Below are 13,399 nucleotides of genomic sequence, written 5' to 3'. Positions count from 1 at the left end.
TTTGTCCGGTCAAAGTACAAAAAAATCATTTTCCGAGAACACGCAATACCGTAAAGTTTTTGCTCACTTGAATGGAGAGGTCCTCGCCGTATTTTACGTCCTCTAAACTCACCTTTTCACTATCAATCTCTATGCCACCAATTTCAAATGACAAACCATGAAACTTGAATTCGATGGTTTCATAGTCCGTTACGAACGTACCATCCTTATATTGCTGAATGGACAATTGGGCCGGTTTTCCCTGTAGTTTAAAATTACGCAAGCTATAGCGCCCTTTGGTGTAGTCATAGCCATCTTGGCCATCTTCGTACACCGTAGAATTCTCTATTCCATTTTTATAATAGACTTCGATTCGCAATTGGTCGATATCCTTTTCCCCTACATACTGTTGCACCGGGTATTTCGGAATCATTGCACCTTCCTTCACAAATAAAGGAATACTATCAATATCGGCATCTACCCACATTTCCCGACCGCCTTTGATCAATTCATCTGTCCAGAAATTATACCAGTTGCCCCTAGGTACATACATTCTTCGGCCTTGGGCATTAGGCTCCTGTATCGGACAGACCAAAATTTGGTGCCCAAAAATAAATTCATCGGTCCTGAAATGCGTCTGTGGGTCTTCTTGATCGAACATGACCAAAGACTTGAGCATGGCGATACCATTGTTCGAATACTCATAGAACATGGTATAGAGATAAGGCAACAATTGGTACCGTAATTCAATAAATTTACGTACTACGTCCGTTACGCCACTATCGAAAGACCATGGTTCTTGATCACCGTGGTCGCCACTTGAGTGTACTCTACAAAAAGGATGAAAAATACCGAGTTGAATCCATCTTGCGAACAGTTCGCCGTTGGGTTGCTCTGCAAAACCACCGATATCGGAACCGACGAACGAATAGCCGCTCATGCACATGCGCTGCATCTGCACGTTGGCGAGCCACAAATGCTCCCATGTGGCCACGTTATCGCCCGTCCACGTGCACGCATAACGTTGGGTTCCGGAATAGGCCGCCCTGGTAATGACAAAAGGACGTTTGGGGTACGAATGCTTTTTAACACCGTTATATGTTGCCCTCACCATTTGCATGCCGTAGATATTATGGGCCTTGCGATGTGTCGTCGGATTCCCCTCGTAGTAGTGGCGCGTATCCAAAGGCGCGGTTTTCGAAGGAACTTCCATCACGGCAGGTTCGTTCATATCGTTCCAAACGGCGTGTACGCCCAGCTCGGTCATAAATTCCTTGTATAATTCCGCCCACCACTGACGCACTTCGGGATTGGTAAAATCAGGGAAATTGCATTTTCCTGGCCATACTTTACCGTTCATGTAAGGCCCATCGCCACGTTTACAAAAGTAGTCGTTCTCCATGGCCTCTTGGTACACCCAGTAGTCACGATCCACTTTAATTCCCGGATCGATCATGACCACCGTCTTGAAGCCGTCTTCCTCGAGCTCGGAAATCATTCGTTTTGGGTCTGGAAATTTCGTTTTGTCCCAAGTGAAACAGCGAAAACCATCCATATAATCGATATCCAAATAAATCGCATCGCAGGGAATGTTCAAATCCCTGAATTTCTTGGCGATTTCCTTCACATTACTCTCGGGAAAATAACTCCATTTCGATTGTTGAAATCCTAAGGCCCATAAAGGAGGAAGTTCTGGTTTTCCTGTGAGATCGGTATATAGGCGTACTACCTTCGAAACATCCGGGCCGTAGATGAAATAATAATTCATTTCGCCTCCATCGGCCCAAAAACTGGTCGTATTACGACGCTCGTGCGCAAAATCGAAATGGGTCTTGAACGTATTGTCGAAAAAGATTCCGTATGCCTTATTTTCCGTCAACCCTACATAAAAAGGAACGGCCTTGTACAAAGGGTCCTGATCTTTACCATAGGCGTATTGATCGGTTACCCAATTGCTCACGCGTTTGCCCTTGAGATTGGAATGCATCGCCTTATCGCCCAAACCGTAAAAACTCTCGCCAGTTTGGGTGATTTTGCTCATTTTCACGGTATTGCCACCATACTCATAGTTCTCCTCCCAATGAAAACCTATTTCATCTTCGTTGATGATGTTTCCTTCCGGGTCCGAAATCTGGATACGCATGGTTTTTTTATCGACCAGTATCTTCATCCGAATCGTTTCCAATAGATATTCGGTCTTCGTTTCGGAAACAACCAATTTGTCGTACCCTCGAATGCCTTTTTCACTAATGGCATAGGAAAAGTCGGGCTCGAAGTTGTACTCGGTCGCGTAGCGAAACCGTAGCGCACTATTGCGTAGTACCGTTATTTGCAGCACCACACCATTTTCAGAGGTAAAATATAGTTTATCTACGTCTTGTGAAAAATCGACGATTTGGTTGGGGTATAGGTTACCCTTGTATTCAAGTTCGGTATTGGTAATCATAGGAGCAATTTTTTAACCACAACAAAAGAAACACATTAGAATTCATTTACGAAACCAGCCATGCAACATTTGATAAAATTTGCATTTTTATCGGTCAATTCTATTTAAAAATGACAATACTCAAAGGCGGGATGGTAATTTCGATAGATTTTTTATGCCCATGCCATTCTTTTGCAGTCAATTTAGAAATAGCACTCGACATTCCGGAGCCACCATATTTTTTAGCGTCACTGTTGAAGATTTCCTTAACCTGCCCGGATTTTTTCGGTAGTCCGATACGATAGTTCTCGCGGGGTACCGGCGTCAGGTTCAAGGCAATATAAATATCATTCTTAGGCTCGTTCCCTTTTCTGATGTACGTTAAGACCGAATTTTCGTGATCGCCATAGTCTATCCATTGAAAACCTTCGCTACTGAACTGTTTCTCATGTAGCGCGGGCAACCTTTTGTATAATTTATTCAAGTCTTTTATAGTTTCTTGAATACCGGAATGCCCATCGTATTGGGTCAAATGCCAATCAAGGCTTTGTTGAAAATTCCATTCAGAGGTCTGTCCGAATTCCCCGCCCATAAAAATAAGGTTGGTTCCTGGGTGGGTGAACATATAGCCAAAAAGTACCCTAAGATTGGCAAAACGTTGCCATTCATCCCCAGGCATGCGATATACCAACGATTGTTTGCCGTATACCACCTCATCGTGTGAAAAGGGTAACATAAAATTTTCGGTGAATGCATAGGTCATACTGAAAGTCAGATCGTTTTGATGATGCTTACGGTAAACGGGTTCTTTCTTGAAATACTCGAGTGTATCGTGCATCCAACCCATCATCCATTTCATACCAAAACCAAGACCCCCCAAATGCACAGGCCTCGAAACGCCCGAGAAAGCCGTTGACTCCTCTGCGATGGTCTGTACATCGGGAAACATACCGTAGACCGCCTCGTTCATTTCCCGAAGAAGACTCATCGCCTCCAGATTTTCGTTGTTCCCATACATATTCGGGTCCCATTCCCCATCTTCACGTGAATAATCCAAATAAATCATTGAGGCGACCGCATCGACCCTCAGGGCATCGGCATGAAACTGATCCAACCAAAATAGCGCGTTACTAATCAAGAAGGCGCGTACCTCGTTTCTACCGTAGTTGAATATGAGACTTTTCCAATCGGGATGGTATCCCCTTTTTCTGTCGGGATGCTCGTACAGATGCGAGCCATCAAAAAAACCTAAACCGTGCGCATCTTCCGGAAAATGAGAGGGTACCCAATCTAAAATAACCCCAATATCGGCTTGGTGGAGAGCATCGACTAGTTGCTTAAAACCTTGCGGGTCACCAAATCGCGATGTTGGTGCAAAGTATCCAGTAAGCTGGTATCCCCAAGAAGGGTCGTAAGGATATTCCATAATAGGCATAAACTCGACATGGGTAAAACCCATTTCCTTAACGTATTCCACCAAATCAACCGCAAGTTCCGAATAGGATAGAAATGTATTGTCTTCTTTCCGTTTCCAAGAACCTAAATGGACCTCATAGACCGAATAAGGGGCGTCTAAAGCATTCTTCTCCTTGCGGTTGGCCATCCACTTTTTGTCCTTCCATTCGTAATTGGAGTCCCATATTACCGAAGCGGTTTTCGGTGGATGTTCGCAATAGCGTCCAAAAGGGTCCGCCTTTTCGGTTACGGCACCATGATTGTTCGAATAGATCTTGTATTTGTAAATTTCCCCGTGGCCTATGTTAGGAATAAAACCTTCCCAAATACCACTGGCATCCCATCTGACGTGCAATCGGTGTTCACTATCCTGCCATTGGTTAAAGTTCCCTACGACCGATACGGACCGCGCCGAAGGGGCCCAGACCGCAAAATAGGTTCCGGCTACCCCATCGACGATTAGCGGATGTGAGCCTAGTTTTTCATAAAGTTTATAATGTTTTCCAGCTTTAAACAGCGAAATATCAAATTCGGAAAAAAGACTATGTACTGTAACGTTCGACATGTGGCTAGGTATTTTGACAAATCTAAACAACTTTGCGATATAAGCTATTTTTTGCGGGGTATTCCTTTCGTTTTTATACCTAAAATGAAAAAAATGCGTTTCACAATAAAAAGTGGAACGCTTTTTGAAACTCTCATCACAATCGACCGGATTATTGTCGAAACCAAAAATTTAAATCAGTTATTATGAAAAAATCTATTTTTTATCTCAGTATGTTATTGTCGCTTTTAGTGATTTCCTGTTCCGGTCGGGACGGACTAGACGGTTTTGATGGTAGGGATGGTGTGGATGGTGTTGATGGTGTTAACATTCTAGGTCAGGTGGTTGATATACAGGGAACATTTGATGCAGACGGTGATTATAGTATTTTTTATGAGTTTCCACAGTCAATAGAGGTTTTTGAAACCGATGTCGTTCTGGTCTATCTACTATGGGACCAGACCGAGGATACTAATGGCGACCCGGTAGATATTTGGAGACTAATGCCGCAGACCCGAATTTTAGACCAAGGACTTTTACAGTACAATTATGAGCATACTTTTTTTGACGTGACCATGTTCCTTGAGGCCGATTTTGATATAGGCACACTGCCCGCTGCCGATACCGATGACCAAATCTTCCGAATTGCTATTATTCCTGCCGAGCAAGCTCAGGGGTCCCGTTTTGATCGAAGTAATGTAGACGCGGTGATGCAGTTGTTGGGCGTGAAGGAAAAAGATGTTCAAAGGGTAAAAGTGAACTAGACCTTTCCGTTGTATACAAAACGAGATAACCTTGCTTTCTTCTATGAGAGCGGGGTTTTTCTTTTAGGACGGGATACAGGATGTTGGATGCGCGGTGCTCGATGTTGTATGTTCGATGCGGAAAGCGGAGAACAGAGAACAGAGAATGGAGAATGGAGAAAAGAGAAAAGAGAAAAGAGAATGGAGAATGGAGAATGGAGAATGGAGAAAATTTAGAGTAAAAAATTCAAATCCAAATCGGTATACCTTGCGCTTATTCCTTGTTTCCTGCTGGCGAATGGTGTGTTCACGCATTAAATTCAAACTCCTTTCGAAAGGATGAGCAGATTAGTTCGAAAAAGCCTTAAATTTGAAAGGAAACGCAGCGAAAAGCGACGAATAGAAAAACAAAATCATATGATAAAGCAAATAGTACTAGGCTTATGTCTTGTATTTATGGGATGTAAGGGCAATGCACAAAAAGAGGAAATGGCGACAAAAGCCGAAGCCAAGACCGAAACTTCATTTGAAGTGACTAAAACGAAGGCGGAATGGAAGGCGGAGCTTGCCGAGGATGAGTATTACGTATTGCGGGAAGCAGCAACCGAGAGTCCGTTTACTAGCGATTTACTCGACAATAAGGCCGAAGGCACCTATGTCTGCGCCGGTTGTGGTACGCCAGTGTTCAAGAGTGAAACCAAATTCGATTCCGGTACCGGGTGGCCTAGTTTTTATAAAGAGATCGAAGGCAATGTGGCCTACGATGTCGATTATAAGACCGGTTATGAACGTACCGAGGAACACTGTGCCACTTGTGGCGGACACTTAGGTCATGTTTTTAACGACGGGCCGGAACCTACGGGGCTTCGCCATTGTATCAATGGGGTCGCCTTGGATTTCGTGCCTGACAACAAATAGCGCATCATACACCAAATTCTAAATCCCAAGTCCTTAAAGGATTTGGGATTTTTTATTTTAGTATATTCAACAAACCAGTTTTTTAGAGACTAAATTGCCACATGAGCCAGGCCGCGAATTACATCAAGAGTGCTTTTTTCGAGTTTAAGAGATATCGGATGCTCGGCAATAAAACTTTTGATCAGCTTTCAGAAAAGGATTTTTATTGGACGCATTCAGACTCGGACAATTCCATCGCCATTATCGTTAAGCACATGGTGGGCAATATGCGTAGCAGGTGGACTAATTTCTTGACCGAAGACGGTGAAAAATCCTGGCGCGACCGCGAAACGGAATTCACCGATCCCTACACGACCAAAACCGAAATTCTGCATGCTTGGGAAAATGGGTGGCAATGCGTCTTCGATGCCCTGAACGCAATCAATGAAGACAATTTTGATTCCGTTATACTGATACGCAATGAAAAGCATACTCTTATTGAAGCTATCAATCGGCAATTAGCCCACTATGCAAGCCACGTAGGACAAATCGTTTTATTGGGTAAAATGATTAAAGGTAACGATTGGGTTTCGCTATCGATTCCCAAAGGAGAATCGGAAAAATTCAACAAAGAAAAGTTCGGGAAATAAGTCGTCACTATCCCTTTGAAGATGTAAGACCGCTGCGCTTTTAGACCCAAAATTTAAGACTGCAATGTAAATTGCACAGATTATGCGAACCCCATTTCAGCCGTATCGGAATACTTAACGGAATTCAAGGGTTAGGGATTGATAGGTTTGGAATATGATTTGCGTACGGCTTGACGGCAACCCCGGAGATTTAGAAAAGAGAGCATGCCATCCGGTACTGCCAAATGCCCACCGCCTACTGTTTCTTTGCTTCCTCCCAAAAAACATCCATCTCGGCCAAGGTCATTTCCTTTAGGGACTTTCCAATACCTTTCGCCTTACCTTCCAGATACTGAAAGCGTTTGATGAATTTTTTGTTCGTCCGCTCTAGGGCATTTTCAGGGTTGATATCCAAAAAACGGGCATAATTCACCATAGAAAAGAGTACATCCCCGAATTCGGCTTCCATTTTTAGCCTATCGCCTTTTTTAACCTCGTCTTGAAACTCTTCCAACTCCTCCTGAACTTTTTCCCAAACCTGTTCCGGTCTTTCCCAATCGAAGCCTACACCTGCGACCTTGTCCTGAATCCTATTGGCCTTTACCAAAGCCGGCAAGCTGTTCGGCACGCCCTCCAAAACACTTTTCTTACCCTCTGATAATTTTATATTCTCCCAATTTCGCTTTACGTCTTCCTCGTCGGCTACGGTAACGTCTCCATAAATATGCGGATGACGATTGATGAGCTTTTCACAGATATCATTGCAGACATCGGCAATATCAAAATCGTTTGTCTCACTGCCTATTTTGGCATAAAAAACAAGGTGAAGCAGCACATCGCCAAGTTCCTTTTTTACTTCCTCCAAATCATTCTCCAAAATAGCGTCACCCAGTTCATAGGTTTCCTCGATGGTCAAATGGCGTAAGCTTTGCATCGTTTGCTTCTTGTCCCACGGGCATTGCGCACGTAGTTCGTCCATGATGGTGAGTAAGCGGTCAAAAGCTTTGAGTTGTTCTTCCCTGGAATTCATCCTTAAAATTTGATCAAAAATACGAATACGTCGGCTTATGGTGCGTTGCTTGTATGGAGTAAATGTCCATTATTCTATTTTAACTATATTTAGAAACTTCTAATACTAATTTGAAATGAAAATTGTCATCTTAAAGTACGTGCTACCGTTATGCCTTCTGATTATCGGCTGTACCGGTCCTGCGACCACCTTCGATGTGCTGATCAAAAACGGTGAGATTTTGGATGGCTCCGGCGAAAAAGCCTATCAAGGGGACATCGGCATCAATGCCGATACGATTGCGGCTATCGGGAAATTAGATGATGCAAAAGGTCGTTCGATAATTGATGCCACAGGACTCACCGTCGCGCCAGGGTTCATCAATATGCTGAGCTGGGCCAATGAATCGCTCATCGTCGACGGTAGATCACAGGGCGATATCAGGCAAGGGGTGACCTTGGAAGTACTTGGTGAGGGAAATTCAATGGGTCCTTTAAACGATGCTATGAAGGAAGATATGAAAGCGGGCCAGTCTACCCTAACTTACGATATCGAATGGTCTACGCTTGGCGAGTATCTTGAATACCTTGAAAATAAAGGCGTTTCTACGAATATTGCTTCCTTTATCGGAAATGCCACCTTACGAAAACATACGATTGGTTACGAGAACAGGCCACCTACCGATGCGGAAATGGAAACCATGAAACGCCTGACGCGAGAAGCTATGGAAGAAGGGGCAGTAGGTCTTTCTACTTCTCTGATATACGTGCCCAGTGGCCATGCGACAACCGATGAAATTATTGAATTGGCCAAAGAGGTCTCGAAATATGACGGGATGTACATATCCCACATTCGCGATGAGGAAGGGGATTTGCTCGAAGCGGTAAATGAACTGATCACCATTTCCGAAAAAGCGAACATAGCAGCCGAAATCTATCATTTTAAGGCATCCGGCGATGCGAATTGGCACTTATTGGATTCCGCCATTTCCCTTGTTGAGACCGCTCGAAAAAGAGGGTTGCCCATAACGACCGACATGTATATGTACAATGCGAGCTCGACCGGATTGAATGTACTACTCCCAGCATGGGCCAAGGAAGGCGGACATGCCGCGACCATGAAGCTTATCGGTCAACAAGAGAAGAGGGAACAAATGATCAAGGAGGTCGATTTTCACGTACCGCCAGAAAATATTCTTATGGTCGGTTTTCGGAACAAAGCAATGCGCACCAACATCGGAAAAACGCTGGCCGATATTGCCAAGGAGCGCAATATTTCGCCTGCGGAAACTATTGTCGATCTTATTCGTGAAGACGACAGCCGCATACAAGTGGTTTATTTTTCGATGTCGGAAGAAAACATAAAGAAAAAATTGGCCCTTCCGTATATGTCTATTTGCTCCGATGCCGGTTCCTACACCAATGAAGGTGTATTTTTGGAACAAAGTACACATCCCCGGGCGTATGGCTCTTTTGCGCGACTTTTGGGAAAATACGTGCGAGAAGAAAAGGTACTTTCATTAGAGGAGGCCATATATAAGCTGACCACACTCCCTGCCACCAATCTTAAACTAAAGAAACGGGGTGCCCTTAAAGAAGGGTACTATGCCGATATTACTATCTTCGATGCAAATACCATAACCGACAATGCCACTTTCGAAAAACCACACCAATACGCCACTGGAATGCAATACGTATTGGTAAACGGCACTCCCGTCCTAGAAAAAGGCGAACATACAGGTGCTTTACCCGGCAGAGTAGTTCGTGGACCGGGATGGAAGGAAAACACTAAATGATTCTTATGACTTTAAATCTAAAAATTACATTTATACCCTTGGTGGCTCTTCTCATGTCTTCTGCCGCTTGTCAAAGCCAACATTCCGATATCATTGCCGAAGGTGCCGAACTCGTTCTGGTCGCCGATGATTATACCTTTACGGAGGGGCCTGCGGTAGATGCCGAGGGTAATGTCTTTTTTACAGATCAACCGAACAACCGAATCTTGAAATGGTCTCCCGACGAAGGGGTTTCAGTATTTATGCAGCCCTCCGGACGCGCAAACGGACTTTATTTCGATCACGAAGGAAATCTTCTCGCTTGTGCCGATGAGAAATTTCAATTGTGGCGTATCGATTCCGATAAGAACGTTACGGTACTCTGGGAACAATTCGAAGGCCTCGACCTTAACGGACCCAACGATCTTTGGGTCGACCCGAACGGTGGCATTTATTTTACCGATCCTTATTATCAAAGACCTTATTGGGAACGTAGTGAAAGTGCAATGAAAAAAGAACAGGTATATTATATTTCCCCCGATATGGGCAACATTAAAGTAGTGATAGATGATTTTGCCAGGCCTAACGGCATTATTGGTAGTGCCGATGGTAAAACTCTTTTTGTTTCGGACAGGGGAAACAATAAAACGTACTCCTACGAAATATTGGAAGATGGAATGCTATCGGAAGGGACATTATTTTGCGAGCTGGGTTCCGATGGAATGACGATTGACAATCAAGGAAATGTCTACCTGACCGGGGATGGCGTTACCGTATTCGATAAGAATGGAAAGCAAATAGAACATATTCCCACCGGGAAAAAATGGACGGCCAACGTTACTTTTGGGGGGCCAAATCAAGACCTCTTGTTCATAACCGCAATGGACTCGGTGTTTACGCTGCAGATGAATGTGAAGGGGGTACGGAATTAGATGTTGGATGTTGGATGTTGGATGTTGGATGTTGGATGTTGGATGTTGGATGAAAATTAAAAAACCAGCAACTTCTTACGCTGAACCATAACTTTTTTGAACTTGAAACGTGAACTTGTCCCTGACTGACGGAGGCAGGTCTTGTCGCTCCAAAGCTAATTTTTAGATGTACAGTACTATCCAAAAAAAGAGCCACGCAATAAAGGTGGCTCTGATTACTATTCATTAAAATTCTTCGACTAGCTCAACTCATGGGCTACCAAATAATAGAATGCTGGTCTACTCTTCATACGAATACCGGACATTTTATCGGCGACCTTATGAATGGCCGACATCCCTTTTTCTTTATCGGAAACGCCTAATTTCTTTTCTACGAAGTTCCTGTATACGGTTTCCAACTCTGACTCGTCCGAACCCGAAACCAAGGTGGCATCTTTATTATCTACCATAGACCGAAGGCTATTTACGTAGCCGTCTAATTGATCATGGTCGATGTTCGATACGCCACATTCCTTTAATTGGGATACGGCTGTTGCTTTTAGGGCCGCTAATTTGTCATCTCTGTCGCTCATAGTACTTTCGTTTTAAGGGTGTTATTTATTTAGGTTTTCAATTCGCCTCGTAAGTTAAAAATTTCTTTAACAAAAGAACAGGATACAGCCTTAAAATATGCCAAATCCTGAAATTATGGCTTGCGATTATGCACATACCTTACAGAGCCGGTCGAAATAGTTGAAAAGTAGTTATCTTGTATGAGTTGATTCAATGGAATATAACACTTCCCAACAAAACGATTTCCAATGCAAAAAACAATCACTTTACTTTTCATTTCTCTTCTGCTATTTACGTTTCAATATACAGCTCAAGCACAAGCCATTGCGTTGGAATCCAAGGTAGAAAACATTTCAAAGAAGCGGCTTGGCAGATACGATACTTTTCTCAAAAATGAGGTGAAAGAAGGGAACATACCCGGAGCGGTATCTTACGTTATGCTCAATGGTGAAGTAGTTCACCAAAAAGCCTATGGTTTAAGCAGTATGAATGATAACACACCAATGCAGGAAAATCAGATTCTTCATATCATGTCTATGACCAAGCCTATCGTTAGCGTAGCCTTTATGATGCTTTATGAGGAAGGGCATTTTCAGCTTACCGATCCGGTCTCGAAATACCTGCCGGAATTCAAAGATCTCAAGGTAGCGGCTGACGTAAACAAAGGTCTCGATAGCCCAACCGTGCCAGCCGAAAATAAAGTGACCATTCATCAAATATTGACCCATACGGCAGGTTTTTCACATGGCTTGGGTGGAACGGAACTTGATAACGCCATTGCCAAAGCCCTATATGTTGATCCGCAAAAGAATATCGAGAGTCGCGTGAACACCTTGGTCGGCCTGCCCTTGGTAAGTCAACCGGGAGAACAATGGTACTATAGCGCCTCTCCCGATGTGTTGTCTTTGCTTATCGAACACTTTTCAGGAATGACGTCCGCAGAATTTCTACAGATCCGCCTATTCGACCCTTTAGGAATGAAGGACACCGGGTATAATATCCCGCAGGAAAAGCACAACCGTTGGGGCCCTGTACACAATAGAAATGATGAAGGGAAGATGGTCAATTCTGATCAACAATTGCCTATCGAGGGCAATACGGTCTACGGGGGTTCGCATGGACTTTTTTCTACCGCTACCGATTATATGGTTTTTAGCCAAATGCTTTTGAACAAGGGGATCTGGAAAGGAAGGCAATACCTCAGCCCAAAGACCGTAGAACTTATGACGATGAATCAGGTCGGTAATCTCTATCAGGCACCTGGCCAAGGCTTCGGGCTCGGTTTCGGAATTACAACTGATGTTGCGGAAAGCAAAGGCTTGGTTCCGTCGGTCAGTATTATTGGAGCGGTGCCTATTGCACCTACTTTTTTATCGACCCTGAAGAAGAGTTGATCGCAATCCTGATGACGCAGGTACAACCCTACCACAACTACTACGGTGCGATGATGCGACAGCTCATATACCAATCCTTGCTAAAATGAATACCGCAAGTGGTGACAACGAAGCCACCGAATATGACCACGCTCCTACAAGAATCAGCAAACAAACCCCTTTTCGTTATTATTCTTGGTTCTTGGCTCTTGATTCTTGGCTCTTGATTGTTGACTCAAGAGTTCGAAGGCCATGGGCCATAGTGGAAGGAACTGTATAGCGGGTTCATTAACAAATCGTTTCTCATTAATTTTATTTATTTTCAGACCTTCTTAAACGTTCGCCAATGATGGTATATCTTTTTGAGTTTATCGGAACAGCACTCCTTCTGCTGCTCGGGAACGGAATCGTTGCCAATGTGGTGCTGAAGGGTACAAAGGGCTCCGATGCCGGCTGGGTCGGCATTACCATCGGTTGGGGCGTTGCCGTATTTGTTGGGGTATTTGTATCGGCGGATATCAGTGGAGCCCATTTAAATCCTGCTGTCACACTAGGTTTTGCGGCGGCCGGCAAATTTGAATGGCAATTGGTTCCCGGTTATATTCTAGCACAATTTTTAGGGGCCATGGTGGGCTCGGTCCTGGTTTGGCTTACCTATAAAAAGCAGTATGAAATAACCGAAAATCAAGAAGGTATCCTGAACACCTTTGCGAACACCCCGGCGATTAGGAGTCCGTTTTGGAACTTCCTTACGGAAGCGATTGCCACCTTTGCTTTCATGTTGGCCATCTTTTATATCGCTGGCGGGAAAATGGCCGAGGAAAATATTTCTCTGGGGTCGCTAGATGCGCTTCCCGTCGCCTTGTTGGTCTTAGCGATCGGTATCAGTCTTGGAGGCCCGACCGGTTATGCCATCAATCCCGCCCGGGATTTGGGGCCAAGAATCATGCATGCACTTCTGCCCATAAAATCAAAGGGACACAGCCATTGGTACTATGCTTGGATTCCAGTATTTGGCCCTATCGTCGGAGCACTCTTGGCCGCTTTGGTGTATATGCTGATCGGAAACTGAATTTCCTTACCGTGG

The 13,399-nt window shown here is 44.2% G+C and carries 12 protein-coding genes; 8 read left to right on the top strand and 4 right to left on the bottom strand.

All coding sequences use genetic code 11. The annotated features are described in order from the left end of the window. Nucleotides 1-25 precede the first annotated feature (25 nt). Complete coding sequence (locus FGM00_RS04315; protein WP_138851724.1) at nucleotides 26-2,425, bottom strand: glycoside hydrolase family 31 protein; 2,400 nt, start codon at nucleotides 2,423-2,425, stop codon at nucleotides 26-28. 100 nt (nucleotides 2,426-2,525) lie between these two features. Beyond that, complete coding sequence (gene glgB, locus FGM00_RS04310) at nucleotides 2,526-4,424, bottom strand: 1,4-alpha-glucan branching protein GlgB (RefSeq protein ID WP_138851723.1); 1,899 nt, start codon at nucleotides 4,422-4,424, stop codon at nucleotides 2,526-2,528. Between the two features lie 185 nt (nucleotides 4,425-4,609). Between glgB and FGM00_RS04305 the strand changes: the two genes are divergently transcribed. The 3 genes from FGM00_RS04305 to FGM00_RS04290 all read left to right on the top strand — a co-directional run bounded on the left by FGM00_RS04305 (nucleotide 4,610) and on the right by FGM00_RS04290 (nucleotide 6,693). Continuing rightward, nucleotides 4,610-5,167 (top strand): collagen-like protein, encoded by a 558-nt coding sequence (locus tag FGM00_RS04305; protein ID WP_138851722.1) that lies wholly within the window; start codon nucleotides 4,610-4,612, stop codon nucleotides 5,165-5,167. Nucleotides 5,168-5,563: 396 nt separating this feature from the next. Continuing rightward, the gene (msrB, locus tag FGM00_RS04295) at nucleotides 5,564-6,064 is read left to right on the top strand and encodes a peptide-methionine (R)-S-oxide reductase MsrB (protein ID WP_138851720.1); all 501 of its coding nucleotides are present in this window, start codon (nucleotides 5,564-5,566) and stop codon (nucleotides 6,062-6,064) included. 101 nt (nucleotides 6,065-6,165) lie between these two features. Then, a complete protein-coding gene (locus tag FGM00_RS04290; protein WP_138851719.1) occupies nucleotides 6,166-6,693 on the top strand; it encodes a DUF1572 family protein in 528 nt (175 codons plus the stop codon). A 235-nt stretch (nucleotides 6,694-6,928) separates the two neighbouring features. Here the strand turns inward: FGM00_RS04290 and mazG are convergent, their stop codons facing one another. Continuing rightward, on the bottom strand, nucleotides 6,929-7,702 hold the full coding sequence (gene mazG / locus FGM00_RS04285; RefSeq protein WP_138851718.1) for a nucleoside triphosphate pyrophosphohydrolase: 774 nt from the start codon (nucleotides 7,700-7,702) through the stop codon (nucleotides 6,929-6,931). A 115-nt stretch (nucleotides 7,703-7,817) separates the two neighbouring features. Between mazG and FGM00_RS04280 the strand changes: the two genes are divergently transcribed. Then, nucleotides 7,818-9,476, top strand: a complete 1,659-nt coding sequence (locus FGM00_RS04280) for an N-acyl-D-amino-acid deacylase family protein (RefSeq protein ID WP_138851717.1) — start codon at nucleotides 7,818-7,820, stop codon at nucleotides 9,474-9,476. 5 nt (nucleotides 9,477-9,481) lie between these two features. Then, entirely contained in the window at nucleotides 9,482-10,387 is a 906-nt protein-coding gene (locus tag FGM00_RS04275; protein WP_236262906.1) for an SMP-30/gluconolactonase/LRE family protein, read from the top strand. A gap of 239 nt (nucleotides 10,388-10,626) precedes the next feature. Here FGM00_RS04275 and FGM00_RS04270 read toward each other — a convergent pair whose 3' ends face one another. Next, nucleotides 10,627-10,959: a DUF2853 family protein gene (locus FGM00_RS04270; RefSeq protein WP_138851715.1), complete on the bottom strand. Its 333-nt coding sequence runs from the start codon at nucleotides 10,957-10,959 to the stop codon at nucleotides 10,627-10,629. Between the two features lie 228 nt (nucleotides 10,960-11,187). Here FGM00_RS04270 and FGM00_RS04265 point away from each other — a divergent pair, with 228 nt between their 5' ends. The 3 genes from FGM00_RS04265 to FGM00_RS04260 all read left to right on the top strand — a co-directional run bounded on the left by FGM00_RS04265 (nucleotide 11,188) and on the right by FGM00_RS04260 (nucleotide 13,384). Further along, nucleotides 11,188-12,333, top strand: coding sequence for a serine hydrolase domain-containing protein (locus tag FGM00_RS04265; RefSeq protein ID WP_236262904.1), 1,146 nt, complete (start codon nucleotides 11,188-11,190; stop codon nucleotides 12,331-12,333). Nucleotides 12,334-12,418: 85 nt separating this feature from the next. Continuing rightward, entirely contained in the window at nucleotides 12,419-12,592 is a 174-nt protein-coding gene (locus FGM00_RS19760; protein WP_175416183.1) for a hypothetical protein, read from the top strand. A gap of 66 nt (nucleotides 12,593-12,658) precedes the next feature. After that, nucleotides 12,659-13,384 (top strand): MIP/aquaporin family protein, encoded by a 726-nt coding sequence (locus FGM00_RS04260; protein WP_138851714.1) that lies wholly within the window; start codon nucleotides 12,659-12,661, stop codon nucleotides 13,382-13,384. Nucleotides 13,385-13,399: the final 15 nt, after the last annotated feature.

The organism is Aggregatimonas sangjinii, assembly GCF_005943945.1.
GTDB classification, from domain to species: Bacteria; Bacteroidota; Bacteroidia; order Flavobacteriales; family Flavobacteriaceae; genus Pelagihabitans; species Pelagihabitans sangjinii.
This window is presented reverse-complemented; position numbering and strand designations above follow the sequence as displayed.

Coding starts and splice junctions, on each gene's coding strand:
- FGM00_RS19760 (WP_175416183.1), top strand. CDS start 12,419: ATGAATACCGCAAGTGGTGACAACGAAGCCACCGAATATGACCACGCT.
- FGM00_RS04270 (WP_138851715.1), bottom strand. CDS start 10,959: ATGAGCGACAGAGATGACAAATTAGCGGCCCTAAAAGCAACAGCCGTA.
- FGM00_RS04305 (WP_138851722.1), top strand. CDS start 4,610: ATGAAAAAATCTATTTTTTATCTCAGTATGTTATTGTCGCTTTTAGTG.
- FGM00_RS04280 (WP_138851717.1), top strand. CDS start 7,818: ATGAAAATTGTCATCTTAAAGTACGTGCTACCGTTATGCCTTCTGATT.
- glgB (WP_138851723.1), bottom strand. CDS start 4,424: ATGTCGAACGTTACAGTACATAGTCTTTTTTCCGAATTTGATATTTCG.
- msrB (WP_138851720.1), top strand. CDS start 5,564: ATGATAAAGCAAATAGTACTAGGCTTATGTCTTGTATTTATGGGATGT.
- FGM00_RS04275 (WP_236262906.1), top strand. CDS start 9,482: ATGACTTTAAATCTAAAAATTACATTTATACCCTTGGTGGCTCTTCTC.
- FGM00_RS04290 (WP_138851719.1), top strand. CDS start 6,166: ATGAGCCAGGCCGCGAATTACATCAAGAGTGCTTTTTTCGAGTTTAAG.
- FGM00_RS04265 (WP_236262904.1), top strand. CDS start 11,188: ATGCAAAAAACAATCACTTTACTTTTCATTTCTCTTCTGCTATTTACG.
- FGM00_RS04260 (WP_138851714.1), top strand. CDS start 12,659: ATGATGGTATATCTTTTTGAGTTTATCGGAACAGCACTCCTTCTGCTG.
- mazG (WP_138851718.1), bottom strand. CDS start 7,702: ATGAATTCCAGGGAAGAACAACTCAAAGCTTTTGACCGCTTACTCACC.
- FGM00_RS04315 (WP_138851724.1), bottom strand. CDS start 2,425: ATGATTACCAATACCGAACTTGAATACAAGGGTAACCTATACCCCAAC.